Source organism: Kocuria sp. GQ42, assembly GCF_059758435.1.
Genome location: NZ_JCAXEN010000001.1, coordinates 20,279 through 45,700 on the forward strand (window position 1 = coordinate 20,279; position 25,422 = coordinate 45,700).

A 25,422-nucleotide genomic window follows, 5' to 3' on the forward strand; every position below is an offset into this window, starting at 1 on the left:
GACCTCACCAACGAGAACGGCCCCACCGGAACCGGTGGGGCCGTTCTCGTGCGTCCGGCGCCTCTGCCGGGTCGATCCACCGGGCCCGGGGGCCCGAGCCCTCAGGGTCGTCCGGTCACGCCCGCCGGTCCTGCTCCTCCAGGGCGGCGGCGCTGTGGCCGAAGAACCAGGTGATGTGCTCCCGCAGCGCGGCGGCGGCGTCCTCGCCCCGGCGCTCCTGGAAGGCGCGCAGGATCTCGCGGTGCTGCTCCTGCAGGGTGCGGCGCACCTGCGGCCAGTCGTCCAGACCGGCGACGGTCTCCTGCACGTACCCGATGGTGGCCTGGCGCAGCGAGGCCATGATCGTCTCGACCACCACGTTGCCGGCCAGGGAGGCGAGCAGGATGTGGAACTGCGCGTCGTGGGCGTGGAAGTGCTCGTCCGGCAGGTCCGGGTCCTCCATGGCGGCCACGAGCTCCGCGGCGCGCCCGAGGGCCGCCGCCCGCCCCGGGGTCTCCGCCGCGGCGGACGCCTCGCGGGCGGACTGGGTCTCGAGCAGCAGCCGGGTCTGCACGAGGTCCCGCACCGGCAGCGACCGGTTGGCCACGTGCATCCGCAGCGCCCACCCGAGCGCGGCCGAGGGCTCCGCGATGACGATCGCCCCCGCGTTCGGCCCGGACCCGGTCGACGAGCGGACCAGTCCCATGGCGTCGAGGATCCGGATCGCCTCCCGCACCGAGGCGCGGGAGATGCCGAACTCCTCGGCCAGGTGGCGCTCCCCGGGCAGCTTGTCGCCCACCGAGATCTCGCCCGAGCGGAGGCGCTCCTCGAGCCAGTCGAGGACGACGGTGTACATGCGTGCGGCTGCGGGCACGGGGGGCTCCTCAGGGGATGGGCGGGACGCGGACCAGTCTAGGGAGGTGCGGGGACGCCCCGGGCACCACGCCCGCCGGCCGGAGCCAGGGGGCGTGGTGCCCGGGGGTGCCGCGGCGTGCCGGATCAGACGCGGCTCCGCTCCTCCAGGGGCGCGCCGACGCGCATCAGCCGGCGGGCGATGAGGGCCAGCCCGGCGGCGAGCAGGACCAGCATGGCGGTGCCCAGGTTGAGGCCCACGCCGTGGATGAAGAGGTACGCGACCGCGCCGCCCGCGAGGCAGTAGTAGGTGGTCACGATGATCGTCTTGCGCAGCAGGTCTCCCTCGCGCCCGAGCAGGCCCACGGTGGCGGAGGCCGCCACGATGTTGTGGATGGCGATCGGGTTGCCGCCGGCGCCGCCGATGGCCTGGGCGGCCACCACGAGCTCGGGTCGGTCGAGACCGATCGCGACGCCGGTGGAGAACTGGAACTGGGAGAACGTCAGGTTGGACACGGTGTTGGACCCGGCGATGAAGGCGCCCAGCGCGCCGATCCAGGGCGCGATCACGGGCCAGGAGCTGCCCGAGATCGCGGCGGCCCCCTCGGCGAGGGTGACCGGCATGCTGGAGAGCCCCGAGTCGTTGAGGGCCGGGCCGGACTGGATGAGCACGCGCACCAGGGGAACGGCGAAGAGCAGTGCGGCGGCGGTGCCCGCGAGCTGACCGGCCGAGACCTTGAGCGTCCTGCTGATCTCCCGGGAGCTCATCCGGTGCAGCAGGTAGGCGAAGGCCGAGGCGAGGATCAGCACGAAGCCGGGGAGGTAGAACGGCTGGACCGTGGTGCTGATCTCGGTGCCCAGGATGTTCTCGAAGGGGATCGCCAGGCCGGTCAGCCACTCCTTCAGCGGGGTGATGACGCGGGTGGCCACCAGCAGGCCCGCCATCAGGGCGTAGGGCGCCCACGCGCGGACCGTGCTCATGTGCGTGGACACGTCCGTGGCCTCGGCCGGCTCGATGGTGCCCATCCACCGGGCGGGCCAGTCCGCGCGGGGACCGAACTGGAAGGTGTCCTTCGGCATGAGGAAGCCCTTGCTGGAGGTGAACATCACCAGCACCAGGCCGAGGATCCCGCCGAACATCGAGGGGAACTCGGGGCCGAGGAAGCGTGCCACCAGCACGTAGGGGACGGTCATGGCCAGGGAGGCGTACACGGCGAAGGGCCAGACGGCCAGCCCGTCGCGGAAGCGCCGGTCGGGGCCGAAGAAGCCGGTGAGCAGGGTCACCAGGATCAGCGGGATCAGGATGCCGACGATGCCGTGCATGGCCGCCGTGTAGAAGCCGATCGAGTTGACGAACTCCGGCATGGTCACGCCCAGGACCTCGACGCGCTCGGCGACCGCCGGATCACCGCCCAGGCCGTTGGCGACACCCACGAGGATCGGGGTGCCGACCGCTCCGAAGCTCACGGGGGTGGACTGGACGATGAGTCCCACCATGACGGCGGCCATCGCGGGGAAACCCATGGCCAGCAGCAGCGGGGCCACGACCGCGGCCGTGGTGCCGAAGCCCGAGACGCCCTCGATGAAGGAGCCGAAGAGCCAGCCGATGATGATGGCCTGGATCCGCCGGTCGGCCGAGATGTTGTTGAATCCGGCCCGGATCGTGGCCATGGCCCCGCCCACGGTGAGGGTGGAGAGCAGCAGCAGGGCGCCGAAGACGATGTAGAGCATGGTGATGGCCACGATCAGGCCCTCGATGGTGGCGGCCAGCACTCCGGTGAAGCTCATCTGCCACACGGTCAGCGCCACCACGACGGCCGCGAGGTAGCCCACCGGCATCGCGAACTTCGCGGGCCAGCGGAAACCGGCCAGGAGCACGCCGACCAGGAGGAGGGGCAGCAGAGCCAGGAGGCTCAGCACAGCAAGACTGTCCACGGAGAGATCCTTTCTGGACCCGCCGCGACGGGGCGGGGCGGGGCGGGGCGACGGAAGAGGACGGGTGCGAGCGGGACGGCTCGGAGATCGGCACGACGCTATGGTCGGACCACAATGGTCTGACCACAAAGAGTACATGACGCAGATCACAATCCCAACCCCCTGACCGGCGAGAAGTCGGCGTTCTCGTCGTTCGTTGTGTCGCGCGTCTCACTCGTCTACTATGGTCAGACCACATGCGGCAGCTCGTCGTCGTCGACCCTGTCCCGTCCCCGGAGGTCCCATGAGAATCGCCCTGTTCGCCACGTGCATCGTGGACGCGATGTATCCGCGGGTCGCGCTGGCCACCGTACGGGTGCTCGAGCGGCTCGGCCACGAGGTGGTGTTCCCGCCCGGCCAGGGCTGCTGCTCCCAGATGCACGTCAACAGCGGCTACTTCGACGACGCCCTGCCCGTGGTCCGCAACCACGTGACGGCCTTCTCCGCCGCGGACTACGACGTCGCCGTGGCGCCGTCGGGCTCCTGCGTCGCCTCCCTGGGCCACCAGCAGCCGATGATCGCCCGCGCCGGCGGCGACGAGAACCTCGCCCGGGAGGCCGCGGCCGTCGCCGCCACCACCTACGAGCTCTCGCAGCTGCTGACCGACGTGCTCGGCGTGCGCGACGCGGCCGCGCAGCTCGGCTCCTGGTTCCCCCACCGGGTGACCTACCACCCGTCCTGCCACGGGATGCGGCTGCTGCGCCTGGGGGACCGGCAGAAGGACCTGGTCGCCTCGGTCGGGGACATCGACTTCGTCGAGCTGCCCGACGCCGAGGAGTGCTGCGGCTTCGGCGGGACCTTCTCCTTCAAGAACCCGGACGTCTCCGCCGCGATGGCCGAGGAGAAGATCGACAACATCGTCTCGACCGGAGCCGAGCTGTGCACCGGGGGAGACGCGTCCTGCCTGATGCACCTGGGCGGGGCCATGGCCCGCCGGGACTCCGGGCCGGGCACCGTCCACTTCGCCGAGATCCTCGCGTCCACCCGCGAGAACCCGCTCGAGGTCTCCGGGCCGGTCGAGCTGTCCATCCCGGGGCCGGGGGCGCGCCGCACGGCGCAGTCCTCGGCCCCCCGCACGACCGGAGGTGCTCGATGAGCCGCACGGCCCTGGGCATGCCCGCCGTCCGCCCCGTCCACGGCCAGGGGAACCTGCACGCGCAGACCGCGTTCCCCGCCGCGGCGAAGGCCGAGATGGGCAACACGCAGATGCGCGCCAACATCCGCCACGCCACCCACACGATCCGCGGCAAGCGCGCCGCGGTGGCGGGGGAGCTGCCCGACTGGGAGGAGCTGCGCTCCGCCGGCTCCGCGATCAAGGAGCAGGTCATGGCGAACCTGCCGCACCTGCTCGAGGAGTTCGAGCGCAACCTCACGGCCCGCGGCGGCACCGTGCACTGGGCGCGCGACGCCGAGGAGGCCAACCGGATCGTCACCGAGCTCGTGCAGGCCACCGGGTCCACCGACGTCATCAAGATCAAGTCCATGGCCACCCAGGAGATCGGCCTCGAGGAGCACCTGGCCGGCCACGGGATCACCGCCACGGAGACGGACCTGGCCGAGCTGATCGTCCAGCTGGGCCACGACAAGCCGTCCCACATCCTGGTCCCGGCGATCCACAAGAACCGGCACGAGATCCGCGACATCTTCCTCGCCGAGATGGCCGAGACCGACGAGACGCTCACGTCCGAGCCCCGGGACCTCGCCGAGGCCGCCCGCACCCACCTGCGGGAGAAGTTCCTCTCCACCTCCGTGGCGGTCTCCGGGGCGAACTTCGGCGTGGCCGAAACCGGGACGCTGACCGTGGTGGAGTCCGAGGGCAACGGCCGCATGTGCCTGACCCTGCCCGAGACCCTGATCACCGTGATGGGCATCGAGAAGATCGTGCCCACCTTCCAGGACCTCGAGGTGTTCCTGCAGCTGCTCCCGCGCTCCTCCACCGGGGAGCGGATGAACCCCTACACCTCGATGTGGACCGGCGTGACCCCGGGGGACGGCCCCCAGAACGTGCACGTGGTGCTCCTGGACAACGGCCGCACCGCGGTGCTCGACGACCCCGCCGGGCGCTCGGCGCTGCACTGCATCCGCTGCTCGGCGTGCCTGAACGTCTGCCCCGTCTACGAGCAGGCCGGCGGTCACGCCTACGGCTCCACCTACCCGGGGCCCATCGGGGCGATCCTCTCCCCGCAGCTGACCGGCATCACCTCCGAGCAGAACGCCTCCCTGCCCTACGCCTCCTCGCTGTGCGGGGCCTGCTACGACGTGTGCCCGGTGAAGATCAACATCCCCGAGATCCTCGTGCACCTGCGCGACGAGGACGTGCGCACCCAGCACGGCGAACGCTCCGACGACGGCGCCGCCGCGGCACCGGCCCGGACCCGGCGCCTGCCGCAGGCCCCGTCCGAGATGGACCTCATGATGAAGGGGGCGTCCTTCGTGATGTCCTCCGGCAAGCGCATGGCGCTCGCCGAGAAGGCCCTCCCGCTGGGCCGGGCCGTGGCGGGCAAGGACCGGGCGATCAGCTGGCTGCCCGGCACGGCCGGCGGCTGGACCGACGAGCGGGACATCCCCGCCCCGCCGAAGGAGTCCTTCCGCAACTGGTGGGCCAAGCACGCCGACGAGACGCAGCAGCGGGTGGCCGCCGACGGTGGCTCCGTCACCGACGGTGCGGACGCCACAGCCGGCGCCGCCGCCACGGCGGGCGCCGCCGGCGGCCCGCAGGACGGGCCCGCGGACGACACTCAGCACGACGGGGGAGAGCGATGACCGACGCCAGGACCGAGATCCTCAACCGGATCCGCGGGGCGCTGCACGACACGCCCGCGCCCGCACCGGCGGAGCGCAGCTACCGCCGCGCCTCGGACCGGCCGCACGAGGAGGTCGTCGAGATGCTCGAGGACCGGCTGGTCGACTACAAGGCCTCGGTGCACCACGAGACCCCCGCGTCCCTGCCGGGACGGATCGCCGAGCTGCTGGGCGCCTCCGCCCGCTACGTGGTGCCCGAGGGCCTGGACCGTGCCTGGCTGCCCGAGGAGTCCGGCATGCGGCGGGTCATCGTGGACCCCAACGACGCCCGGGCGGCCTCCGCGCTCGGGGTGCGGGAGCTCAACGCCGTGGACGCCGTGGTGACGTCCTCGACCGTCTCCTGCGCCGAGACCGGCACCATCTTCCTCACCGGTCGTCCGGACGAGGGCCGCCGGGCGATCAGCCTGGTCCCCGACCACCACATCTGCGTGGTGCCGCTGGACTCGGTGGTCGAGCTGATCCCCGAAGCCCTCGCCCTGGTGGAGCCCACGGCCCCGGTCACCATGATCTCCGGACCGTCCGCGACCTCGGACATCGAGCTCGAGCGGGTGGAGGGCGTGCACGGGCCCCGGAGGCTGGACGTGATCCTGCTCGGCTGAGCTCCCGCCCGCACCGCACGAGGGTCCTCCGCCGCGCAGCTGCGGCTCCGTACAGTGGACGTCGTCGGAAGTCACGAGCGGCCGGTCCGGGACCTCCCGAGGGAGGGGCCGGACCGGCCGCGGCACGGGAGGGGCAACGGTGAGACGGGTTCTGGGACGTCCTGTCGACGAGCAGACGCGGTGCGTGCACTACCGCACGCCGCTGGACGTGATCGCGATCAAGTTCTGGTGCTGCCGGGCGTACTACCCTTGTCATCTGTGCCACGAGGAGACCGCCGGCCACCCGGCGGCGCAGTGGCCGGTCGAGGAGCAGGACGCCGAGGCCGTGCTCTGCGGGGTCTGCGGCCACGAGCTCTCCGTGCGGGAGTACCTGGCGGTGGACGGCTGTCCGCGGTGCGCGGCACGGTTCAACCCGGGCTGCGCCCTGCACGCCGATCTGTACTTCGAGCCGGCACCCCGGGACTGAGACGTCCCGGGACCCAGGCGTCCCGGGGGTGGCGGCAGCGCCTCCGGGACGCACCGGGGCGCGGCAGCGGCCGCCCGCCGCTGAGCAGGACGAGGAGAGGACAGCTTCCACGGTGTCGATCAAGCATCCGCTGCGGGACCGGTCCCGCCGGGCGGAGCCCTCCGCCCCGCCGGGGACCCGGGCCTCGGAGATCCGGCTGACCGGGGTCACGGTCACCCGGGAGGGCCAGGACGTCCTGCGCGACGTCGACCTGTGCCTGGACGAACAGCGCATCGCGGTGATCGGGCTCAACGGGTCGGGCAAGTCCACCCTGGTGCGCCTGCTCAACGGGCTGCTGCTGCCCACCCGGGGCACCGTGCAGATCGGCGGGCTGTCCACCGCGACCGACGCCAAGCGCATCCGGCGCCAGGTGGGCTTCGTGTTCCAGAACCCGGAGAACCAGATCGTGATGCCGCTGGTGGCCGAGGACCTCGCCTTCGGGGCGAAGAACCTGGGCCTGCGCGGGGCCGAGCTCTCCGCCCGGGTGGACGGGGTGCTGGAGCGGCTGGGCATTCCCCACCTGGCCGAGCGGGAGTCCTACGCCCTGTCCGGGGGCGAGAAGCAGCTGGTGGCCCTGGCCTCGGTGCTGGTGATGGAGCCGTCCACGATCGTCTTCGACGAGCCGACGACCATGCTCGACCGGCGCAACCGGCGCCGGCTGCAGGCCACCATCGACGAGCTCGACCAGCGGGCCGTCGTGGTGACCCACGACCTGGAGCTGATCGGCGGCTACGACCGGGTGCTGGTGGTGCACGAGGGCCGGATCGCCTTCGACGGCGCCCCCGGACCGGCCGTCGCGTTCTACTGCGGGATCAGCGACTGATGGGCGCGGCCCGGCAGCAGGACGCCCCGACCGGCGCCGACCGGCCCCACGGCGCCCGGCCCCACGGCGCCCGGCCCCACGGCGCCCGGCCCCACGGCGCCCGGCCCCACGGCGCCGGTGGGTTCCACCATGCCGGGCCCACTGGTGTGCTCGCACGGATCCCGGCCGGTCCCAAGTTCGCGTTCCTGTTCGCCGCCAGCCTCGGCATCTACGCCGTGACCCACCTGGGCGTCCAGCTCGCAGTCTTCGGCCTGGCCGTGGCCGCCGCTTGGGCGACCCGCACCCCGGTCGCCCGCCTGGCGCGGCTGCTGGCCGGGCTGCTGCTCATCGTGGGGATCGTCTTCCTCACGCTGGGGTTCACCACGACCTGGGAGGCGGCGGCGGTGGCGTCCCTGCGGCTGCTGAGCCTGTGCCTGTTCGCCTGGGCCGTGAGCCTGTCCACCACGTTCGCCCAGATGCTGGCCCTGTTCGAGCGGCTGCTGGCCCCGACCCGGCACCTGGGGCTGAACCCGGCCCAGATGAGCCTGGCCCTGTCGATGACGATCCGGTTCATCCCGCAGATCCGCACCCAGTACCTCGAGGTCCGCGAGGCCCAGTTCGCCCGCGGGCTGCACAACAGCCCCGTGGCCGTGCTGGTGCCCCTGCTGGTGCGGACCCTCGAGTCGGCCCAGGAGATCGCCTCCGCCCTCGACGCCCGCTGCTACGACTCCGCGCCCCCACCACGGGCCGCGCCCCGGACCACCACCGACTGACCCCTGGCCCAACCCGACCGTTCCAGACGTCTCCGCCCCGCCTGCTCGAGCCCAGTCGCTCGTCCCCGATCGAAGGACCCCATGACCACCATGACCTCCCGGACCGCCGACAGCTCCCAGACCACCCAGAACACCGTCCTGGTGGCAGTGTTCGCCGCCCTCATCGCCGCCCTGGGCCTCGTGCCCCCGATCACGGTCGGCATCATCCCCGTGCCCATCACGCTGCAGACCCTCGGGGTGATGCTCGCCGGCGCCCTGCTCGGGCCGGTGCGCGGCATGCTCTCCGTCGTCGTCCTGCACGCCCTGGTGCTGGCCGGGCTGCCGCTGCTGGCCGGGGGCCGGGGCGGGCTCGGGGTGTTCCTCGGCCCGACCGGCGGCTACCTGGTGGGGTGGATCCCCGCGGCCCTGGTCATCGGGGCGCTGGTGCAGTACTGGGCGATCCGGCGCACCGGCAGGGCCGCCCGCTTCGCCGCGGTGCTGCTGAGCGTGGTCGTGGGCGGCATCGCGGTGATCTACGCCTTCGGGATCCCGTGGACGGCCGTGGTCACCGGGCTGCCGCTGTCCACCTCCGCGCTGGGCGCTCTCGTGTTCATTCCCGGGGACCTGCTCAAGGCGGTCGTGGCGACCCTGGCCGCGCTCAACGTCCACCGCAGCTACCGCCGGCTCCTGGGCGGGACGCCCACCGCCCGCTGACCACGGGGAAGCGCCACTCGCCGGCAACCGTCATGCACGACTCACTGCCGCACCCGCAGCGTGAGACCAGCACCGAGGACGAGAACATGCCCTTTCTGGACCGCCTGAACCGCTGGGCCGAGGAGCGCCCCCAGGAGCTCGCCGTCGCCTGCGGGAACGACCAGCTGACCTGGGGTGATCTGCACGCCGGGGCCGCGGCCCTGGCCGCCTCAGGCGAGCCCACGGGGATCCTGCGGCAGACCAACGGCACGGACTTCGCCGTCCGGTGGGCCGCCGGGGTGGCCGAGGAACGCGTGTGCGCCGTCCTGGACCCGTCCTGGCCGGAGGACATGACCGAGCAGGTGCGGGAGCGCTGCGCGGCGCGCCTCCCCGCCGATCCGGCCCCGGCGGAACTGCGCGACGGCGACCCCGCCTCGGCCTTCCTGATCGGCCTGACCTCGGGCACCACGGCTCTGCCCAAGGGTTTCCAGCGCAGCCGCGGCTCCTGGCGGCGCTCGTTCGAGGCGTCCGTCGAGCACTTCGGTCTGGGACCCGAGGACCGCGTGCTGGCCCCCGGCCCACTGGCGTCCAGCATGAACCTCTACGCCCTCACCGAGTGCCTGTACGCCGGGGCCGGCTTCGTGACCCTGCCGGGCTTCGACGTCGCCGCCGCCCACGCCGCGATCACCGGGCACGGGGTCACCCGCCTCGTGCTCGTGCCCACCGTGCTGCGCGTCCTCGCCGAGCGCGGCCTGGCCGCCGGTGCCGACGCGAGCGGTGTCACGGCGATCGTGTGCGCCGGGCAGAAGCTGGACCCCACCACGTTCGCGGCGGCCCGGCGCTGGGCCCCGCAGGCCACGATCTGGGAGTACTACGGTGCCGCCGAGCTCGGCTTCGTCGCCGCGCGCTGCCACCGCCCGGGCGAGCCCGCCGAGATGCCGGCCGAGGACTCCGGCACCGCGGTGGGGACGGCGTTCCCCGGCGTGGACGTGGCTGTCCTGGACGACGCCGGGAACCCCGTGCCGGAGGGCGTGACGGGCGCGATCGGTGTGCGCTCGGACCTGGTCTGCGACGGCTACCTCTGGGGCGACGACGGCCAGGGCTTCGGCCGGCTCGGCGGCCTGCACACGGTGCGGGACCAGGGCTTCCTCCGCAACGGGCAGCTGCACGTGCTGGGGCGGGCGGCGGAGATGATCAACACCGGCGGGCTCAACGTCTATCCGCACGAGGTCGAGGCAGCCCTGGCCCTGGTGCCCGGAGTGGGCGACATCGTCGTTGCCGGCCTTCCCGATGACGCCCGCGGTCAGCGGATCGTGGCCGGGATCCTCCCGGCCGACGCCGGGCCGGACCGGCGTCGGATCCGGGCCGGACTGGACGGGCGGCTGGCCCCGGCCAAGCGCCCGCAGCAGTACTGGGAGCTCCGGGAGCTGCCGGTGACCGCGAACGGCAAGCTCAGCCGCACGGTGTTCCGCGACTGGATCCTCGAAGGAGACGCCCGTGTCCGACCGCTCGGCTGATGCCCCCGTGCTGGTGCTGGGCCGGCGCACGCCCCTGGCGCGCGCCGGGACCCTGCTCGAGGGCGTGCCCGTCCACCGGCTGCTGGCCCCGGTGCTGCGCTCCCTGCTGGCGGACTCGGGCCTGGATCCCGCCCGGCTCGCCGACGTGGTCGTGGGCAACGCCGTGGGCGCCGGCGGCAACCTGGCCCGGCTCGCGGCCCTGGAGGCCGGTCTGCCGCTGTCCGTGCCGGGCCTGACGGTCGACCGGCAGTGCGGCTCGGGCCTGGACGCCGTGGTGCTGGCCTGCCGCTTCGCCCAGGCCGGGGCCGGCCGGGCCTTCCTCGCCGGCGGGGCGGAGAGCATCAGCACCGCACCGCTGCGCGGACGACGACGCGAGGACGGGGGAGTCGAGTTCTACCGCCGCGCCCAGTTCGCCCCGGAGCACCTGGGCGATCCCGACATGGGCGAGGCCGCCGAGACGGTCGCCCGCGAGCACAGTATCGACCGCGAGCGCCAGGACGCCTTCGCGCTGCGCAGCCACCGGCGGGCGCTGGCCGCCGCGGAGGCGGGGGCCTTCGAGGACGAGCTGGTGCCGGTCAACGGACCCCGTGGTGAGGTGCGGTCCGACAACGGCCCGCGCCGGGCGCTGAACGCCAAGCTGCTGGCACGCTTCCCGGCTGTGTTCGCGGCCGGCGGGACGGTCACGGCCGGGAACTCCTGCGGGGACGCCGACGGCGCGGCCGCCGTGCTCGTCACCGACCCGGCCACGGCCCGAGCTCTGGGCCGGCGGGACGGGCTCGTCTTCCGCGGTGCGGTGACGGTCGGGGTGGACCCGGCGCGGCTGGGCATCGGTGCCGCCGTGGCCGCCCGGCAGCTGCTGGCGGAGCAGGGCGTGGCGGTGGAGGAGCTGGCGGCGGCCGAGTTCAACGAGGCCTTCGCCGGACAGGTGCTGGCCTGCACGGACCTCCTCGGTCTCGACGAGGAGGTGCTCAACGCCGAGGGCGGCGCCCTGGCCCTGGGCCACGCCTACGGCGCCTCCGGGGCGGTGTCCGTGGTGCGCCTGCTGTCCCGGTCACGGGCCCTGCCCACCGGGAGCCTGCTGGTCGCGATGATCAGCTCGGCCGGCGGCATCGGCACGGCGGCCCTGTTCGAGAAGGTCGCGCTCTGACCGGAGCGGGTGCGCCGCGGAGGACACTCCGTGCCCTGACCGAGGTCGTGCATCCCGACCGGGACCGGTGGTCCCTGCTGGCCGCGTGCCGCTCAGCGCGAGCGCTGCGCCGCCGGGAGCTCCGCGTCGTCCAGGACGGGGTAGGACGGGCCGTGCTCGCCGAGCACGGTCACGCCGCGCCGCACGTTGTAGTACACGTCCCGCAGCGTCCAGCTGCGCAGGGCCGTGCGCTCGCGCCGCGGGACGGACTGCCGGCCCACGGTGGCGAACACGAAGAGCAGCGCCAGGAGGTAGAGTCCGCCGACCATGAGGAGCTCCTTCTCGCGACCATCGTCGCGTAAGGGTCTAAACTGTTGATGACACTCACGCTAGCCGTGGAAGGGATAAGTAGTCAAGTGCATTTTGCCTATGACACTGAAGACGTGCTCGAGTCCGACGTGGCGCTGATGAACACCGCGCCGGGGGCCTCTCGCTCCGGGGAGGACGAGCTGGTGACCACCGCGCAGCTGCGGGCCCTCCTCCTGGAGCATGGCTGGTCGGGGCGCTTCGACCGCGACGAGCACGAGCTGGCCGAGGTGCGCGAGGTCCGCGGCGAGCTGCGGCGGGTCTGGGCCCTGGACCGGGACGCCATGGTGGACGCGGTCAACGCCGTGCTCGACACCACCGAGCTCGCCCCGCACCTGGCCCGGCACGACGGGAAGGACTGGCACCTGCACGCCTCGCCCTCAGACGCGCCCCTGGCCGCCCGCCTGCGCCTGGAGACGGCGTTCGCCCTCGTGGATGTGATCCGTGCCGACGAGACGGACCGGCTGCGCGAGTGCGGGGCCGAGGACTGCGACGGGGTGCTCCTGGACCTCTCCCGCAACCGCTCCAAGCGCTTCTGCAGCCAGCGCTGCGCCAACCGCACCAACATGACCGCCTACCGCCGGCGCCAGGCCTCCGACACGGACACGGACGACCGCCTGGGCTCCGGCGCCGGGGCGTGAGCCGGCCCGTCTGACCGGCCGGTGCGGCGGGCGGAGCGTCGTCGTCGTTCGTCACGAACCGGGCCGCCGGGCGCCTATCTCCATGATTTTCTATCGAGTGCTTCCTAAGCTGACGGGGTGAAGGAATCCTCGCTCGTCGCCGTCGTGTTCGTCGCCGCCCTCGCCCTGGGCGGCGGCACCCTCGCCGCCCAGATCTCTTCCCAACCCGAGGAGGAGGTCCAGGCGGCGCCGCTTCCCTCGTGCACCGTCCTCGACCGGTCCGAGCTGGTTCCCGGGACCGGCGCCCTCTACGGCGTGAACCTCGACTGGGAGGACAAGCCGCTGGCCGACTACGCCGACCGGCTGGGGCACCGGCCCGCCGTGTCCGTGTCCTTCACGGGATTCCCCTACGACGAGCGCGGGCACGACCACCTGCGGATGGCGGCCGACCAGGCCCGGGCCGACGGCCGGATGCTGCTGCTGACCCTCGAGCCCGAGGGCGGGCTCGCCGAGGTCACCGTCGACGCCGTGCGGCAGCTGACCACCGACCTCGCGGCGATCAACGACTCCGGGGTGCCGGTGGTCGTGCGCTTCGCCCACGAGATGAACGGCTCCTGGTACGCCTGGGGCCACCAGCCGACCGCCTACGTGGAGGCCTATCGGCGGGTGGCGGAGGCGGTGCACGAGCACGCCCCCGGCTCGGCGATGATGTGGGCCCCGAACTACGGGGGCGGCTATCCCTTCGCCGGCGGGCAGCACGAGGCCGAGCCCGGCAGCGCCGACTTCGCGGGCCTCGACACCGACGGGGACGGCGCGCTGACCATGGCCGACGACCCGTACGCCCCCTACTACCCGGGGGACGACGCCGTGGACTGGGTGGGCATGTCCCTGTACCACTGGGGCGACCAGCACCCCTGGGGCGAGAACGAGCTGCCCGAGCCCGGCAAGTTCGCCGCCCAGCTCACCGGCGCCTACTCCGGCGCCGGCGGCGACGACCGCGCCGTCCCCGACTTCTACGCCGAGTACGGGCAGCGGCGCGGCAAGCCCGTGGCCATTCCGGAGACCGCCGCCCTGTACAACCCGGCGCAGGGTGGTGCGGACGAGCTGGCGATCAAGCAGGCGTGGTGGGGCCAGGTCTTCGACGAGTCGATTCCCCGGGACTTCCCGCAGCTGAAGATGATCAGCTGGTTCGAGTGGGACAAGCACGAGGTCGAGATCGACGGGCCGGTGGACTGGACGACCACCAACACTGCCGCCGTCCGGGACGCCTTCACCGCGGACCTGCCCGAGTGGCTGCACTGGGGCCCCGTGGAGAGCTGCACCCCGGCCGGTTCCTGACTCCCTGCGGTCAGAGCGCGGCAGGAGCACACTGGGTCCATGAGGATGATGCTGCTGACCGCGGGCACCCGCGGCGACGTGGAACCGTTCGCCGCCCTCGCCCGCTTCGCCGCCGGCCACGGCCACGACGTCCGCCTGGGCCTCCCCGACTCCTCGGGCGTGGACCTGTCCGGGCTGGACACCGTCAGTCTGGAGGTGGACTTCCACCGGCTGGTCCAGGAGCACGGGATCTCGCCGTGGACGGCCGTGCGGCACTTCCGCACCGAGGTGGGCCCCGGCATGCGCCGGATGCTGGCCGCGGCCGTGCGGGAGACGCTCGCGTTCGCGCCGGACGTGGTGGTTTACCACCCCAAGGTGCTCACGGCGCCCGCGGTGGCGCAGGCCCTCGGCGTCCCGCACGTGGTGGTGGAGGCCGTTCCCGTGCTCACCCCCACCCGGCGGTTCCCGGCGCCCGGCGTGGTGAACCGGGACCTCGGCCGGTTCAACCGCGCGACCTACGCGGTGGCCCGCGGCGCCGAGCGGATGTTCCGGCGGGACATCGACCGGGCCTGCGCCCAGCTGCCCGGCGGCCGGCCGACCGCCGTTCCCGCCCCGGCGGCCACCCTGCTGCCCATCAGCCCGCAGCTCCTGCCGCGCCCGGACGACTGGCCGGCTTCCGTGCACCTCACCGGGTCCTGGCACGCCGACGCCCCGGTGCCGGAGCCCGATCCCGCCGTGCGCGAGTTCCTGCGGGGCGGGCCCTACCTCGTGGCGACCTTCGGCTCCATGGCGTCGGGGGACCCGCTGGCTCGGGGGAGGGCGGTGGTGGAGAGCGCCCGTGTCCACGGTCTGCGGACGCTGCTGCTCACCGGGTGGGGCGGCCTGGCGCTGCCGGACGACCTCCGGAGAGACCTCCAGGGCGACGACGTGCTCGCCGTCCCCTCCCTGCCCCTCGACGCGGTGCTGCCGGGGGCCGCACTGGCCATCCACCACGGCGGGGCCGGGACCGTCCACACCGTGGCCCGCGCCGGCGTCCCGCACGTGGTGGTCCCGTTCCTGGCCGACCAGCCGTTCTGGGGCCGGCAGCTCCACAGCATCGGCCTGGCCGCCGCGCCCATCCCGCAGAAGAAGCTGACGGCCGAGCGGCTCACCACGGCGATCGGCGACGCCCTCGGATGCCGTCCCGCCGCCGAGCGGGTGGGCCTCGAGGTACGGAAGGAGCGCGGACTGGAGGCCGCACTGTCCGTGCTCACCTCCTGCTGAACCTCGGAAGCCACCCGCCCGGTGTAGTTTGCTTTTGAGAATGCACAACTGCCCGGTACCGAGCCCGGTGCACCGAGGGGCAAGGACACGCATGGACGGCAACGAGCGGGCAGAACGCGCCGCAGCAGTGGAGCGGTTGCGCGCCATGGCCCGCACCCAGGTGCGGGACGGAGCAGAGGGGGCTCAGGAGCTGGAGCATGCCCTTGCCTTCCTCGGGGAGCTCGACCTCCGGACGCTGCGGGAGATCGAGCGTGAGCTCGCCCGTCCGGACAGCATGATCGCCGGCCCGGCTGTGGGAACTCACGGGGGTCTCACCGCATTCCTGGGCACGCGCTACGCCGCGGCGTTCCCCGCGTCCCGATACCGCCCGAGCACACCGGTCCCGCAGATCCGGGCCCGCCTGCTGGACACCCTGGTGTTCCGGGAGATCCGGACAGCCCACGGCAGCACGATGTTCGACCGTTCCGTGCGAGGGGTCCAGGGCGCTCTGGGGCTGTCCCCGCGCGACAGTCTCGCGGAGACGGGCTTCCACGAGTACGGAGCGGCGGCCGTGTTCCTGCTGCTCGACGTCGCGGCGTCCTTCGCGACCGTGCAGCTCAGCAAGACCTCCGCCCACATCACCGCGTCCATGGGCTACTCCGGCATGGACGCCTACGCTGACGCCCTCGACGCCTGCCACTTCATGACCGCGGCCTTCGCCAAGCACCTCCTGCGGTCCCCACCGGATCCCGACAAGCTGGTGACCATGGCGGCGCGCGGGCGGCTGGACGGCTACGGCATCTCGCCCACGGATCTCGACGGCGACCGGCTGCGCACCGAACTCTCGAAGCTGAGGGACCGGCTTCCAGCGCTGAGCGCCCCGTACTCCTCGTGGGGACCCGCCGGGGACGCCGTCCGCCGTCAGCCCCCTGCCACCGCCGGACGGGAGGACGACGTGCGGCAGTCCTTCAGCGTCTCCCGGCGCCCGGGCCGTCCCCGGACTGCCGGCGAGGCCGAGCAGCACCACCTGTCCCGCAAGGACTGGTCCTGGTGGGTGCGCGGGCACCGGGCTCAGCTGGCGCCGGTGCTGGCGATTGCCGCGATCGCGATCTTCTGGTGGTCGGCGCGGGCGTCCGCACTGGAGCTCTCGGGCAGGCTCATCGTGCTCGCAGGCCTGATGGGCGCCATCGCCGGCGCCGCACTGGCCGCTCTCCTCGGTTCCCGGGCGCAGGCCTTCTTCCGGGCGGCCGAGGGGCTCAGTATGTACACGGTGCTGCAGGGTCGGCGCGACGCGCAGTTCCTGCGCGCCCTGCGGTCGCTGCGCCCGGACCTCTTCATCGGTGCCCGCCACGCTGGTTTTCCCCGGCTCGTCACCGTGGTGGTCGAGCGCAACGGCGTGTTGTTCCTGGGTCGCGGCGCGCGTCCTTCTGTGGTCGCGGCGTTCCACTGGTTGCACGTCCCGCGGATCACGGCGCCGGTGGATCCGCCCGCGACGCCCGGCTGGCGGGCGCACCGAGTGGCCTTCGAGATCCGCAGGGACGGGACCGAGGGGGCGCTCGGCCTTCCGCTCGAGCGGGCGAAGGTGGCCTGGACGCAGCACAGCTACCTCGAGAACAAACCGCTGGAGGCGGTGCTCTCACTCCTGCAGGGCTTGCGCCACACCTGGGCACTGCCCCCGCTCGGCGCACGCAATCATGGTGACAACGCGGACACCTCCGAGCGTCTGCGCCTGCTGAGCGGCGCCGACGAGCTGGCCGGAACCCATTGGGAGCAGGAGGCCCTCGACTGGGAGTTCGGCCCCCGCCCGCTGCTGGAGCTCGCAGGTGCCGCGGCGGCACGCCGGGAACAGGCCGTGCTGGGGGCGGTCGTCGTTCTCATGGCGCTCGGGTGCGTCCTCGTCCCGCCGGTGCTGTCCTGGGTCGTCAACTGATCTCGAAAGCTCAGCGGCCGAAGGGCCCAGCCACCTCCGACCGAGGATTGTCCTGTCACTGCACGAGAAATTAAACCGGTGCTTCTATGCGCTGTATTTCTCGAGAATTCCGGTCGGGGCTTTTCGAGCTGAGAGCCGTGAATTCCGCAATGACCGATTGACGTGCCACAACACCGGGGGAGTCGATTGCTCGGTTAGTCTCGGTCCCATACACGACCCCTGAGTGGGGGACAACTGCACATCCGGGCGTCAGCCGAAGCGCCCACGGACCGGAGGAGCGCCTTCGTGGAGCCCATGCTCGGATCAGCACCCCTCTGGTTGGTGCTCACCGCCGGTCTCGTCGGCGCTGCTGTGGGCTGGTCCCTGCCGCGAGTGGTCCTCCGCTACAGCCCTGTCACGGACGAGCCCGCCTCTGCGCCCTCCCGTTCACTGCTGGTGGTCGCCACGGCGGCGCTCTTCGTTCTCGTGGCCGCGTTCTTCGGGCTGAGCTGGCAGCTTCCGGCGTACTCGTTCTTCGCGGCGGTCGCGGTGGTCCTCACGGTGATCGACCTGCGCCACCACCTCCTGCCCAACGCTGTGGTCCTGCCGGCACTGGGCATCGGCTTCGTGCTGCTCGCGCTCGCCGCCACAGGCGAGAACGCTTGGGGCGCGCTGCTGCGCGCCGTGCTGGGCGCTCTCGTGCTGTTCGTCCTCTACCTCGCGCTCGCGCTCATCTCGCCGGCCGGGCTCGGCATGGGCGATGTGAAGCTCGCCGTCGTGCTGGGCCTGTTTCTCGGCTACCAGGGATGGGGAGCCCTCTTCGTCGGGGCGGTGCTGGCGTCGGTGGTCGGCATGGTGGTAGGGCTCGCCGTCCTGGCGTCTCGCCGAGGCGGTCTGCGCAGCGACGTCCCTTTCGGTCCGTCGATGCTCGCTGGCGCCCTGGCGGCCGTCGTCTGGGGCGAGCTACTGGCGCGGGAGTACCTCTTGCCGGGCCTCTACTGACGCCGTTCGGGGGACAAGCTCGCCCCAACTTTCGTCCATGCACGTGAATGCATCTCCCACTAGGCATTGCGTCGCTGTTTGACGTCCCCCAAAGTGCATGCGCTTGAATGCTTGTGACTTTGCTGGAGCAAAGTCTATTCTCGTTACAGGTCAGTAGCCCGGTACGGGGAGCCTCTTGCAGGCAGTGTCGGAATCAGCTGAAGACCCACTCCACCCTTTCTCCGCTTTGCTTAGGAGCTTTCTCATGCTGCCTCTTTTCATCACCCTCCAGGCCTTCTTCACCGACACCTTCGAGCGCATCGAGCGCAACGAGAAGGGCGCCACCGCCGTCGAGTACGGGATGCTCATCGGCATGATTTCCCTGCTCTTGGTTGGTGCACTCGTCCTGCTGGGCGGCGAGTTCACCGCTCTGGTCACCCGTATCGGTGACGCGATCAACCCGTAAGTCCGCCGTACTCGCTCCGCCGCGGTGACCCAAGTCCGGGTTGCCGCGGCGGAGTGCACTTCGGCCCCGAGGAGGGGGATATATGAGCCGTAATCGATCCGAGCGGGGGGCCGTGGCAGTCGAGTTTGCACTCGTTCTTCCGCTATTGCTCACGATCATTTTCGCAATCATCGAATTCGGCCATGCCTACAACCTGCAGATCAGCGTCACGCACGCTGCCCGTGAGGCAGCGCGAACTATGGCTGTCACGCAGGACTGGACAGAAGCCCAAAATGCAGCTCTCGCTTCTTCGCCCTCCCTGGTTCCGACGGACCTCCAGTTCCCGGCGGAACCGGCCTGCACGGCCGGTTTGCCTGTTGAGGTCACGCTCACCTACCCCCTATCTGGCCTGACGGGCTTGCTCCCGAGCGGAATCGATGTTGTAGGAACGGCGGCCATGCAATGCGGCGGATGATCGAACGGTTGTATCACGACGCCAAGGGCGGTATTTCCGTGATGGTGGCTCTGCTACTCGTGGTTCTGCTTGGTGCCGCAGCCATAGCTGTCGACGTCGGTGCCATGTACGCGGAGAGGGCCGAACTTCAGAATGGTGCTGATGCCGCGGCTCTAGCCATTGCTCAAGATTGTGCTGATGGATCGTGCCTCACCACGGACGCGACGGCCCAGCTGTACGCGAATACAAATGCTAAGGACAACGCGACGAACATCGCCGACGTCCAGCTCGCTTCGTCTTCCGTCACAGTCGACGTCACGAGCCAGGACGGGACTACCGGGGCGGGTTCCCTCGCCCTCTTCTTCGCCCCTGTCCTGGGAGTGGACGAGACAACGGTCGGAGCGACCGCCACGGCTGGTTGGAACATGTTCCCTGAAAGTGGCACCGCAGTTCTACCGCTGGCATTCTCGGCATGCGTGTTCAATGACGCTCCCGTTGGGGAGATACGCCTTTTTCAAACGCACGGAAACGGGATGCCCGAGCCGTGCGGTGAGGACGCACCTCCGGGAGCCTTCCAATGGCTGGATGATCCCCTCGGCAATTGCAGCGCATTCGTTACCATCGCCGACGCTGAACCAGCGCAGGCTAGCAGCGATCCCGGCAATGACATCTCGCAGGCATGCAAGGACCTCCTGCCCACGCTGATCGGCAAGGAGGTGCTGCTTCCTGTATATGAGGACACCGCCGGCTCGGGCCAAGCAGCCACCTACGACATCAAAGGCTGGGCGGGATTTATTTTGCGGGGTTGGCGGTTCCCCGGCTTTCACTATCCTCCGACGCCGATTCCTGGAACAGAATGCCCGGGGCCGGGTAGCTGCAAAGGGCTGATCGGCGAGTTCGTCGAGTTCGGTTCGCTCGGCGACGGGTTCACCGGAACCACTGATCCGGATGCCGACCTCGGCACTTCTATCGCCACCCTCACCAAGTAGCAGAACCAGCATCGCGAGATCGGAAAACCGTGAAAGTTCGTGTCATCGCCGCCGTCATGGCCGCAATTCTTGCCGTGGTCGGTGCGGTTCTCGTCTCCGGCTACGTCCGCACCGCCGACGCGCGTGCCCTGGAGGGCACGGAGACCAAAGAGGTCTTCGTGGTCGAGAACGAAGTAAGGGCCGAAATGCCCGTGGAGGAACTGACCGAGCACCTGCGCAAGCAGACGCTGCCCGTCTCCGCTTTGGCCGAGGACGCTGTGACGGACCTCGCCGAGTTCAAGGGCCGTGTCACTGCCGTCGAGCTCCGACCGGGCGAGCAGCTGCTGGGCAGCCGACTCGTCACCCTTAACTCCTTGCAGGAGCCCGGTCGTGTGGCGGTGCCCAAGGAGCTCCAGGAAGTCACCATCCAGGTGAGTGCCGATCGTGTGGTCGGTGGCCAGGTCAAGGCCGGCGACTTCGTGGGGGTGTTCGCCTCCTTCGACCAGGGTCCCGGGGACAAGCCCGCCACGGAGTTGGTGTTCCACCGGGTGCTCGTCACCAGCATCCAGGGCGCGCCGGTTGCCACTGAAGCGAGCGGCGAGGAGGAAGCCGCCCCCGGTGCGCCCCCGGTTCCTGAGGGGGCGATGCTCGTCACGCTCGCCCAGAACGCGGCTGACGCTGAGAAGACCGTCTTCGCGGCGGAGTTTGGCAGGATCTGGCTGTCGAACCAGCCCGTGGACGCCAAGTGGAACGACGACGGAGCCAGCATGGAGGACTTCTTCAAATGAGCAGATTCCTACTCGTCACCTCGGACGTGACGTTCGAGCAGCGCGTGCAGACGGCCATCGCCGGTCGGATTCCGGGTTCGGTGCAAACTATCTACAACTCCCAGTTGCCCGAGACCCCCGATGAACTTCTGCGCAAAGTGGTGGGCGAGCTGCCGGCGGTCCTCCTCTTGGGTCCCGGCGTTGATCCGGGCGCCGCACTTCGCCTGGCATCCGTGTTCGACGTCCAGCATCCCGAGATCAGCCTGGTCCTCGTCGCGGAGGCAGATCCTGCCCTCGCACTGGCGGCGATGCGAGCGGGGGTCCGGGACATCCTCGAGCCCCAGGCGGAGGCCGACGTCATCCGCGTGCTGCTCGAGCGGGCCTGTCACTCCGCCGATAGCCGGCGGCGTGGCCTGATTCCGGACTCATCCCTGGACGCTGCCCCGTCCAGCCTCGGCGGCCGGGTGATCGCCGTGACCTCCCCGAAGGGCGGCGTCGGCAAGACCACGGTGGCCACCAACCTGGCCGTCGGCCTCGGGAAGCTGGCGCCCATGTCGACGGTCCTCGTGGACCTGGACGTCCAGTTCGGTGACGTCGCCGCGGTGCTGAATCTCAGGCCGGAGCACACGCTCACGGACGCGGTGACGGGTGCGGCCGCGCAGGACACGATGGTGCTCAAGGCCTTCCTCAGCGTGCATCCCACCTCGATCTACGCCCTGTGCACGCCGGAGTCGCCGGCGGAGGCCGATCTCATCAACGCCGACCAGATCGGGCACATGCTGGACCAGCTGGCCAGCGAGTTCCAGTTCGTCGTCGTCGACACGGCGCCGGGTCTGGGTGAGCACACTCTGGCGGCGCTGGAGGCGGCCACCGACGTGGTGTTCCTCTCCGGCATGGACGTGCCCGGAGTGCGCGGGCTGCGCAAGGAGATCGACGTCCTCACCGAGCTGCAGATGCTGCCCGGTTCCCGGCACATCGTGGTCAACATGGCGGACCGCGCAAGCGGTCTCAGCGTGCAGGACATCGAGGCGACTGTCCGGACACCGGTGGACGTGGTGGTGCCCCGGTCCAAGGCGGTGACCTACTCCACCAACAAGGGCGAGCCCATCCTGCAGGAGGCCTCGCGGGACAAGGCCGCGAAAGCCCTCAATCAGCTGGTCGCCCGCTTCGATCCGGCCCGCTCCACCACACCTCGCAAGGCCCTGCATCGACGGGCGGTGCTCCAGTGAAGCTCTCCCAACGGCTCGACGCCGCCCGCGGAGTGCCCGCTCCACCGGTCGTCGAACCCGCTTCCACGACCGATGAGACCGGGAGCGAGGAGTTCGTGCCCACGTTCGTCGTGGAGAACCCCTCTGTCCCGGTCTCGGTGACCCCGGCATCTGATGCACTCGGCGCGCTCAAGGACCGCGTGGCCGAGGCACTGTTCGATCGCATCGGCAGCAGGCTCAACGACTCGGGATTGACCGAGGCTTCCCTGCAGGTCTACGCCCGCGAGGAACTTACCCAGATCGTCGACGCCGAACAGGTACCACTCACCGTCGAGGAACGGCAGCGCCTGGTCCGCGAGATCAGTGACGACGTCCTGGGGTTTGGCCCGCTGCAGCGGTTCCTGGACGACGAGTCCGTCACGGAGATCATGGTCAACGGAGCCGACCACATCTTCATTGAGCAGGGCGGCCGGGTCGGCCTGAGCAACGCGCAGTTCAAGTCCGAGGAGCACCTGCGCCAGGTCATCGAGAAGATCGTCTCGAAGGTGGGCCGTCGCATTGACGAGTCTTCACCGCTCGTGGACGCCCGTCTCGAGGACGGCTCCCGTGTCAACGCCGTCATTCCGCCCCTGGCGGTCAACGGCTCGTCGCTCACCATTCGCAAGTTCGCTGCCGACCCGCTCAAGGTCGCCGACCTAGTCCGGTTCGGGTCGATGTCGCCCGAGATGGCGGAGCTGCTCAACGCCTGCGTCAAGGCGCACTTGAACATTCTTATCTCGGGAGGCACGGGTACGGGCAAGACCACCCTGCTCAACGTCATGTCATCATTCATTCCCCACGACGAGCGGATCATCACCATCGAGGATGCCGTCGAGCTGCAGTTGCAGCAGGAGCACGTGGTGCGTCTGGAGAGCCGCCCGTCCAACATCGAGGGCAAGGGTGAGATCACCATCCGCGACCTCGTCAAGAACTCCCTCCGCATGCGTCCCGACCGCATCGTCGTCGGTGAGTGCCGCGGTGGAGAGGCGCTCGACATGCTCCAGGCCATGAACACCGGTCACGACGGATCGCTGTCCACCATCCACGCCAACTCGCCGCGGGACGTCATCGCCCGCCTCGAAACCCTCGTGCTCATGGCGGGCATGGATCTTCCCCTGCGGGCCGTCCGAGAACAAATCTCCTCGGCCATCGACGTCGTCGTCCAGCTGACGCGCCTGCGTGACGGTACCCGGCGTGTCACCCACATCACCGAGGTGCAGGGCATGGAAGGGGAGATCGTCACGCTCCAGGACGCCTTCGTCTTCGACTACAGCGCCGGTGTGGACGCCAACGGGCGGTTTCTGGGCAAGGCCATCCCCACCGGAGTGCGCCCCCGTTTCGTGGACCGGTTCGAGGACCTCGGCATCCACGTCTCACCGAAGGTCTTTGAAATGCCTGATGCGACGGCACCAGGGCGGGTGCGCTGATGGCGGTCGTGCTCGGGGCCTTCCTGTGCTTGATGGCCTTCTTGTTGCTGCTGTTCATCACGTTCAGCTCCTCCACGCCTCGGCTCCCGGTGGACCGGCGACGCCCATGGCGGGTCGACGAGGCTCCGCCGTCCGTGCTCAGCCGGGTCACCGGGATCACTACCAGCGCGATCGCGGACACACTGAACCGGCATGGTTGGACACGCTCCATCACTGACGCCCTGGACCGTGCTGGCTTGCGTCTCTCCCCGGCCGACTTCCTCGTGCTGGTGGGAGCCTCCGGACTGTTCTCCGCCATTCTCGGCTTCCTCATGGGGGGTCCGATGCTCGGCCTGTTGCTGCTGATCCTGGCGCCACTCGGCGGGAAGGTGTTCCTGGGATTGGCGGTCGGCAAGCGCCGGCGGGCTTTCGCTGACCAGCTCGACGACACTCTGCAGCTTCTCGCCGGCAGTCTGCGGGCCGGACACAGCCTCCTGCGCGCCGTGGACGCAGTCTCTCGTGAGGCACAGGCCCCGGCCAGCGAGGAGTTGGCCCGAGTTGTCAACCAGACTCGTCTCGGTCGCGACCTCAACAGCGCCCTAAACGAGACGGCTGAACGGATGGGCAACGAGGACTTCAGCTGGGTTTCGCAGGCCATCGGCATACACCGGGAGGTGGGCGGTGACCTCGCTGAGGTCCTCGACCAGGTCGGCCACACCATCAGAGAACGCAATCAGATCCGCCGCCAGGTCAAAGCACTGAGCGCCGAGGGGAAGATGTCCGCCTACATCCTCATAGCGCTACCGATATTGGTCCCTGGGGCGATGAGCGTGATGAATCCGGCCTTCATCACACCTATGTTTCAGAATCCCATCGGATGGGGTCTGCTGGCCCTCGCCGTCATCATGCTCGTCGTCGGCGGGCTGTGGATGCGCAAGATCGTCAGCTTCAAATTCTAGACCGTTCCCTCGCCGCCCAGCTTCAGGAGTAATCACGTGGCCCCGATCCTCACCTTTGCCGCTGTGGTTTTCGGCGCCGCGCTGGCGCTGGCCCTGTGGGCGGTGTTCAACACCACCGGCGCGTCCGCACGCCAAGTGCGGGCCAATCTGTCCCGCGGTTTCAGCGCCGAGATCGCCGCTGTCGGTGGACCTGCTCGGCCCACCTTGGGCAGTCTGCACCGTTTGACGACGCCGAAGGGTGTGGCCCGGCTCGACCGCCTGCACGCGCTGGCCGGCCGCCCGGCGGCCTGGCCTCTCTCTCGGTTGCTCGCAGCCAAGCCGCTCCTGGCGGGCGTCGGACTGGTTCTCGGTGTGCTACTCCTGGCCGGCAACGCCAGTGGCAGGATGCTCGCACTCGTCATCGTGGTCACTGCGGTGGCTTACTTCGTGCCTGATCTCCTCCTCTACAGCCGCGGCATCGAACGCCAAAGAGCGATCGGGCTGGAGCTGCCCGACACGCTGGACCAGATGCTGATCGCGGTGGAGGCCGGACTCGGCTTCGAGTCTGCGATGTCACGAGCGGGCGAGAACGGCAAGGGCCCGCTGGCCGAGGAGCTCCAGCGCACCCTAGGAGACATGCGAGTCGGCGTGCCCCGCAAGGACGCCTATCTCGCGCTCGAGGAGCGGACCAACGTGCCAGATCTGCGGAACTTCACCCGTGCTGTGGTTCAAGCTGACGTCTACGGCATTTCCATCAGCTCGGTGCTCCGGACCCAGGCGTCGGAGATGCGCATGAAGCGCAAGCAGCGGGCCGAGGAGCAGGCCATGAAAATCCCCGTCAAGATCACCGTCCCCCTCATGCTGCTCATCCTGCCAGTGCTTTTGCTTATGATCATGGGCCCGGTGGTGCTCAACGCGATGGAGCAGTTCTAGCACCGGCACATGGACGCGACTCGTGCGTCGTCGTCACGACATGCGGAAGGCCCCGGACCGACTGGTCCGGGGCCTTCCGCTGGTGGTCGGGATGACAGGATTTGAACCTGCGACCTCGTCGTCCCGAACGACGCGCGCTACCAAGCTGCGCCACATCCCGTGAAGCATCCGGTCTCGGCCGGAAACAACTGCTCCATCATAGCCATCTGGCCGGGCGCGTGGGAAATC

Annotated in this window: 25 protein-coding genes and 1 tRNA gene; 22 read left to right on the forward strand and 4 right to left on the reverse strand. The window is 70.5% G+C overall.

The window, feature by feature from the left end:
- Positions 1 to 115 precede the first annotated feature (115 nt).
- The gene (locus tag AC6CH6_RS00100; RefSeq protein ID WP_498254345.1) at positions 116 to 835 is read right to left on the reverse strand and encodes a FadR/GntR family transcriptional regulator; all 720 of its coding nucleotides are present in this window, start codon (positions 833 to 835) and stop codon (positions 116 to 118) included.
- A 143-nt stretch (positions 836 to 978) separates the two neighbouring features.
- Positions 979 to 2,766, reverse strand: coding sequence for an L-lactate permease (locus AC6CH6_RS00105; protein WP_498253627.1), 1,788 nt, complete (start codon positions 2,764 to 2,766; stop codon positions 979 to 981).
- A gap of 283 nt (positions 2,767 to 3,049) precedes the next feature.
- On the opposite strand from AC6CH6_RS00105, the gene AC6CH6_RS00110 reads away from it, so the two are divergent.
- From AC6CH6_RS00110 to AC6CH6_RS00150, 9 genes are all read left to right on the forward strand, one after another.
- The gene (locus AC6CH6_RS00110) at positions 3,050 to 3,901 is read left to right on the forward strand and encodes a (Fe-S)-binding protein (protein WP_498253628.1); all 852 of its coding nucleotides are present in this window, start codon (positions 3,050 to 3,052) and stop codon (positions 3,899 to 3,901) included.
- A complete protein-coding gene (locus tag AC6CH6_RS00115) occupies positions 3,898 to 5,568 on the forward strand; it encodes a lactate utilization protein B (protein WP_498253629.1) in 1,671 nt (556 codons plus the stop codon). The genes AC6CH6_RS00110 and AC6CH6_RS00115 overlap by 4 nt, the downstream gene beginning before the upstream one ends.
- Positions 5,565 to 6,206 (forward strand): LutC/YkgG family protein, encoded by a 642-nt coding sequence (locus AC6CH6_RS00120; RefSeq protein WP_498253630.1) that lies wholly within the window; start codon positions 5,565 to 5,567, stop codon positions 6,204 to 6,206. The genes AC6CH6_RS00115 and AC6CH6_RS00120 overlap by 4 nt, the downstream gene beginning before the upstream one ends.
- A gap of 184 nt (positions 6,207 to 6,390) precedes the next feature.
- A complete protein-coding gene (locus AC6CH6_RS00125) occupies positions 6,391 to 6,672 on the forward strand; it encodes a CHY zinc finger protein (RefSeq protein ID WP_095651180.1) in 282 nt (93 codons plus the stop codon).
- Positions 6,673 to 6,784: 112 nt separating this feature from the next.
- Positions 6,785 to 7,534, forward strand: coding sequence for an energy-coupling factor ABC transporter ATP-binding protein (locus tag AC6CH6_RS00130; protein ID WP_498253631.1), 750 nt, complete (start codon positions 6,785 to 6,787; stop codon positions 7,532 to 7,534).
- On the forward strand, positions 7,534 to 8,286 hold the full coding sequence (locus tag AC6CH6_RS00135) for an energy-coupling factor transporter transmembrane component T family protein (RefSeq protein WP_498253632.1): 753 nt from the start codon (positions 7,534 to 7,536) through the stop codon (positions 8,284 to 8,286). Before AC6CH6_RS00130 ends, AC6CH6_RS00135 begins: the two co-directional genes overlap by 1 nt.
- Positions 8,287 to 8,367: 81 nt before the next feature.
- Positions 8,368 to 8,979 carry a biotin transporter BioY gene (locus tag AC6CH6_RS00140; protein WP_498253633.1) on the forward strand — a complete coding sequence of 204 codons (612 nt, stop codon included), beginning with the start codon at positions 8,368 to 8,370 and terminating at the stop codon, positions 8,977 to 8,979.
- Between the two features lie 86 nt (positions 8,980 to 9,065).
- Entirely contained in the window at positions 9,066 to 10,475 is a 1,410-nt protein-coding gene (locus tag AC6CH6_RS00145) for a class I adenylate-forming enzyme family protein (RefSeq protein ID WP_498253634.1), read from the forward strand.
- Positions 10,456 to 11,622: a thiolase family protein gene (locus tag AC6CH6_RS00150; RefSeq protein WP_498253635.1), complete on the forward strand. Its 1,167-nt coding sequence runs from the start codon at positions 10,456 to 10,458 to the stop codon at positions 11,620 to 11,622. The genes AC6CH6_RS00145 and AC6CH6_RS00150 overlap by 20 nt, the downstream gene beginning before the upstream one ends.
- Positions 11,623 to 11,714: 92 nt before the next feature.
- Here the strand turns inward: AC6CH6_RS00150 and AC6CH6_RS00155 are convergent, their stop codons facing one another.
- Positions 11,715 to 11,930, reverse strand: a complete 216-nt coding sequence (locus AC6CH6_RS00155) for a hypothetical protein (RefSeq protein ID WP_498253636.1) — start codon at positions 11,928 to 11,930, stop codon at positions 11,715 to 11,717.
- Positions 11,931 to 12,044: 114 nt separating this feature from the next.
- Between AC6CH6_RS00155 and AC6CH6_RS00160 the strand changes: the two genes are divergently transcribed.
- The 13 genes from AC6CH6_RS00160 (at position 12,045) to AC6CH6_RS00220 (ending at position 25,194) form a co-directional block, all read left to right on the forward strand.
- Positions 12,045 to 12,608, forward strand: coding sequence for a CGNR zinc finger domain-containing protein (locus AC6CH6_RS00160; protein WP_498253637.1), 564 nt, complete (start codon positions 12,045 to 12,047; stop codon positions 12,606 to 12,608).
- 117 nt (positions 12,609 to 12,725) lie between these two features.
- Positions 12,726 to 13,925, forward strand: coding sequence for a glycoside hydrolase family 26 protein (locus tag AC6CH6_RS00165; RefSeq protein WP_498253638.1), 1,200 nt, complete (start codon positions 12,726 to 12,728; stop codon positions 13,923 to 13,925).
- Between the two features lie 39 nt (positions 13,926 to 13,964).
- Positions 13,965 to 15,167 carry a glycosyltransferase gene (locus tag AC6CH6_RS00170; protein ID WP_498253639.1) on the forward strand — a complete coding sequence of 401 codons (1,203 nt, stop codon included), beginning with the start codon at positions 13,965 to 13,967 and terminating at the stop codon, positions 15,165 to 15,167.
- A gap of 91 nt (positions 15,168 to 15,258) precedes the next feature.
- Positions 15,259 to 17,076: a hypothetical protein gene (locus tag AC6CH6_RS00175; RefSeq protein ID WP_498253640.1), complete on the forward strand. Its 1,818-nt coding sequence runs from the start codon at positions 15,259 to 15,261 to the stop codon at positions 17,074 to 17,076.
- 294 nt (positions 17,077 to 17,370) lie between these two features.
- On the forward strand, positions 17,371 to 18,057 hold the full coding sequence (locus AC6CH6_RS00180) for a prepilin peptidase (RefSeq protein ID WP_498253641.1): 687 nt from the start codon (positions 17,371 to 17,373) through the stop codon (positions 18,055 to 18,057).
- A 244-nt stretch (positions 18,058 to 18,301) separates the two neighbouring features.
- The gene (locus AC6CH6_RS00185) at positions 18,302 to 18,502 is read left to right on the forward strand and encodes a Flp family type IVb pilin (RefSeq protein ID WP_498253642.1); all 201 of its coding nucleotides are present in this window, start codon (positions 18,302 to 18,304) and stop codon (positions 18,500 to 18,502) included.
- An 82-nt stretch (positions 18,503 to 18,584) separates the two neighbouring features.
- Positions 18,585 to 18,956: a TadE/TadG family type IV pilus assembly protein gene (locus tag AC6CH6_RS00190; protein ID WP_498253643.1), complete on the forward strand. Its 372-nt coding sequence runs from the start codon at positions 18,585 to 18,587 to the stop codon at positions 18,954 to 18,956.
- Entirely contained in the window at positions 18,953 to 19,924 is a 972-nt protein-coding gene (locus tag AC6CH6_RS00195) for a pilus assembly protein TadG-related protein (RefSeq protein ID WP_498253644.1), read from the forward strand. Before AC6CH6_RS00190 ends, AC6CH6_RS00195 begins: the two co-directional genes overlap by 4 nt.
- A gap of 29 nt (positions 19,925 to 19,953) precedes the next feature.
- Entirely contained in the window at positions 19,954 to 20,691 is a 738-nt protein-coding gene (gene cpaB, locus AC6CH6_RS00200) for a Flp pilus assembly protein CpaB (protein WP_498253645.1), read from the forward strand.
- The gene (locus AC6CH6_RS00205) at positions 20,688 to 21,899 is read left to right on the forward strand and encodes a CpaE/TadZ family protein (protein WP_498253646.1); all 1,212 of its coding nucleotides are present in this window, start codon (positions 20,688 to 20,690) and stop codon (positions 21,897 to 21,899) included. The genes cpaB and AC6CH6_RS00205 overlap by 4 nt, the downstream gene beginning before the upstream one ends.
- Positions 21,896 to 23,344 carry a TadA family conjugal transfer-associated ATPase gene (locus AC6CH6_RS00210; RefSeq protein WP_498253647.1) on the forward strand — a complete coding sequence of 483 codons (1,449 nt, stop codon included), beginning with the start codon at positions 21,896 to 21,898 and terminating at the stop codon, positions 23,342 to 23,344. The genes AC6CH6_RS00205 and AC6CH6_RS00210 overlap by 4 nt, the downstream gene beginning before the upstream one ends.
- Positions 23,344 to 24,282 (forward strand): type II secretion system F family protein, encoded by a 939-nt coding sequence (locus AC6CH6_RS00215; protein ID WP_498253648.1) that lies wholly within the window; start codon positions 23,344 to 23,346, stop codon positions 24,280 to 24,282. Before AC6CH6_RS00210 ends, AC6CH6_RS00215 begins: the two co-directional genes overlap by 1 nt.
- 36 nt (positions 24,283 to 24,318) lie before the next feature.
- The gene (locus tag AC6CH6_RS00220; RefSeq protein WP_498253649.1) at positions 24,319 to 25,194 is read left to right on the forward strand and encodes a type II secretion system F family protein; all 876 of its coding nucleotides are present in this window, start codon (positions 24,319 to 24,321) and stop codon (positions 25,192 to 25,194) included.
- A gap of 83 nt (positions 25,195 to 25,277) precedes the next feature.
- Here the strand turns inward: AC6CH6_RS00220 and AC6CH6_RS00225 are convergent.
- Positions 25,278 to 25,354, reverse strand: a tRNA-Pro gene (locus AC6CH6_RS00225).
- Positions 25,355 to 25,422: the final 68 nt, after the last annotated feature.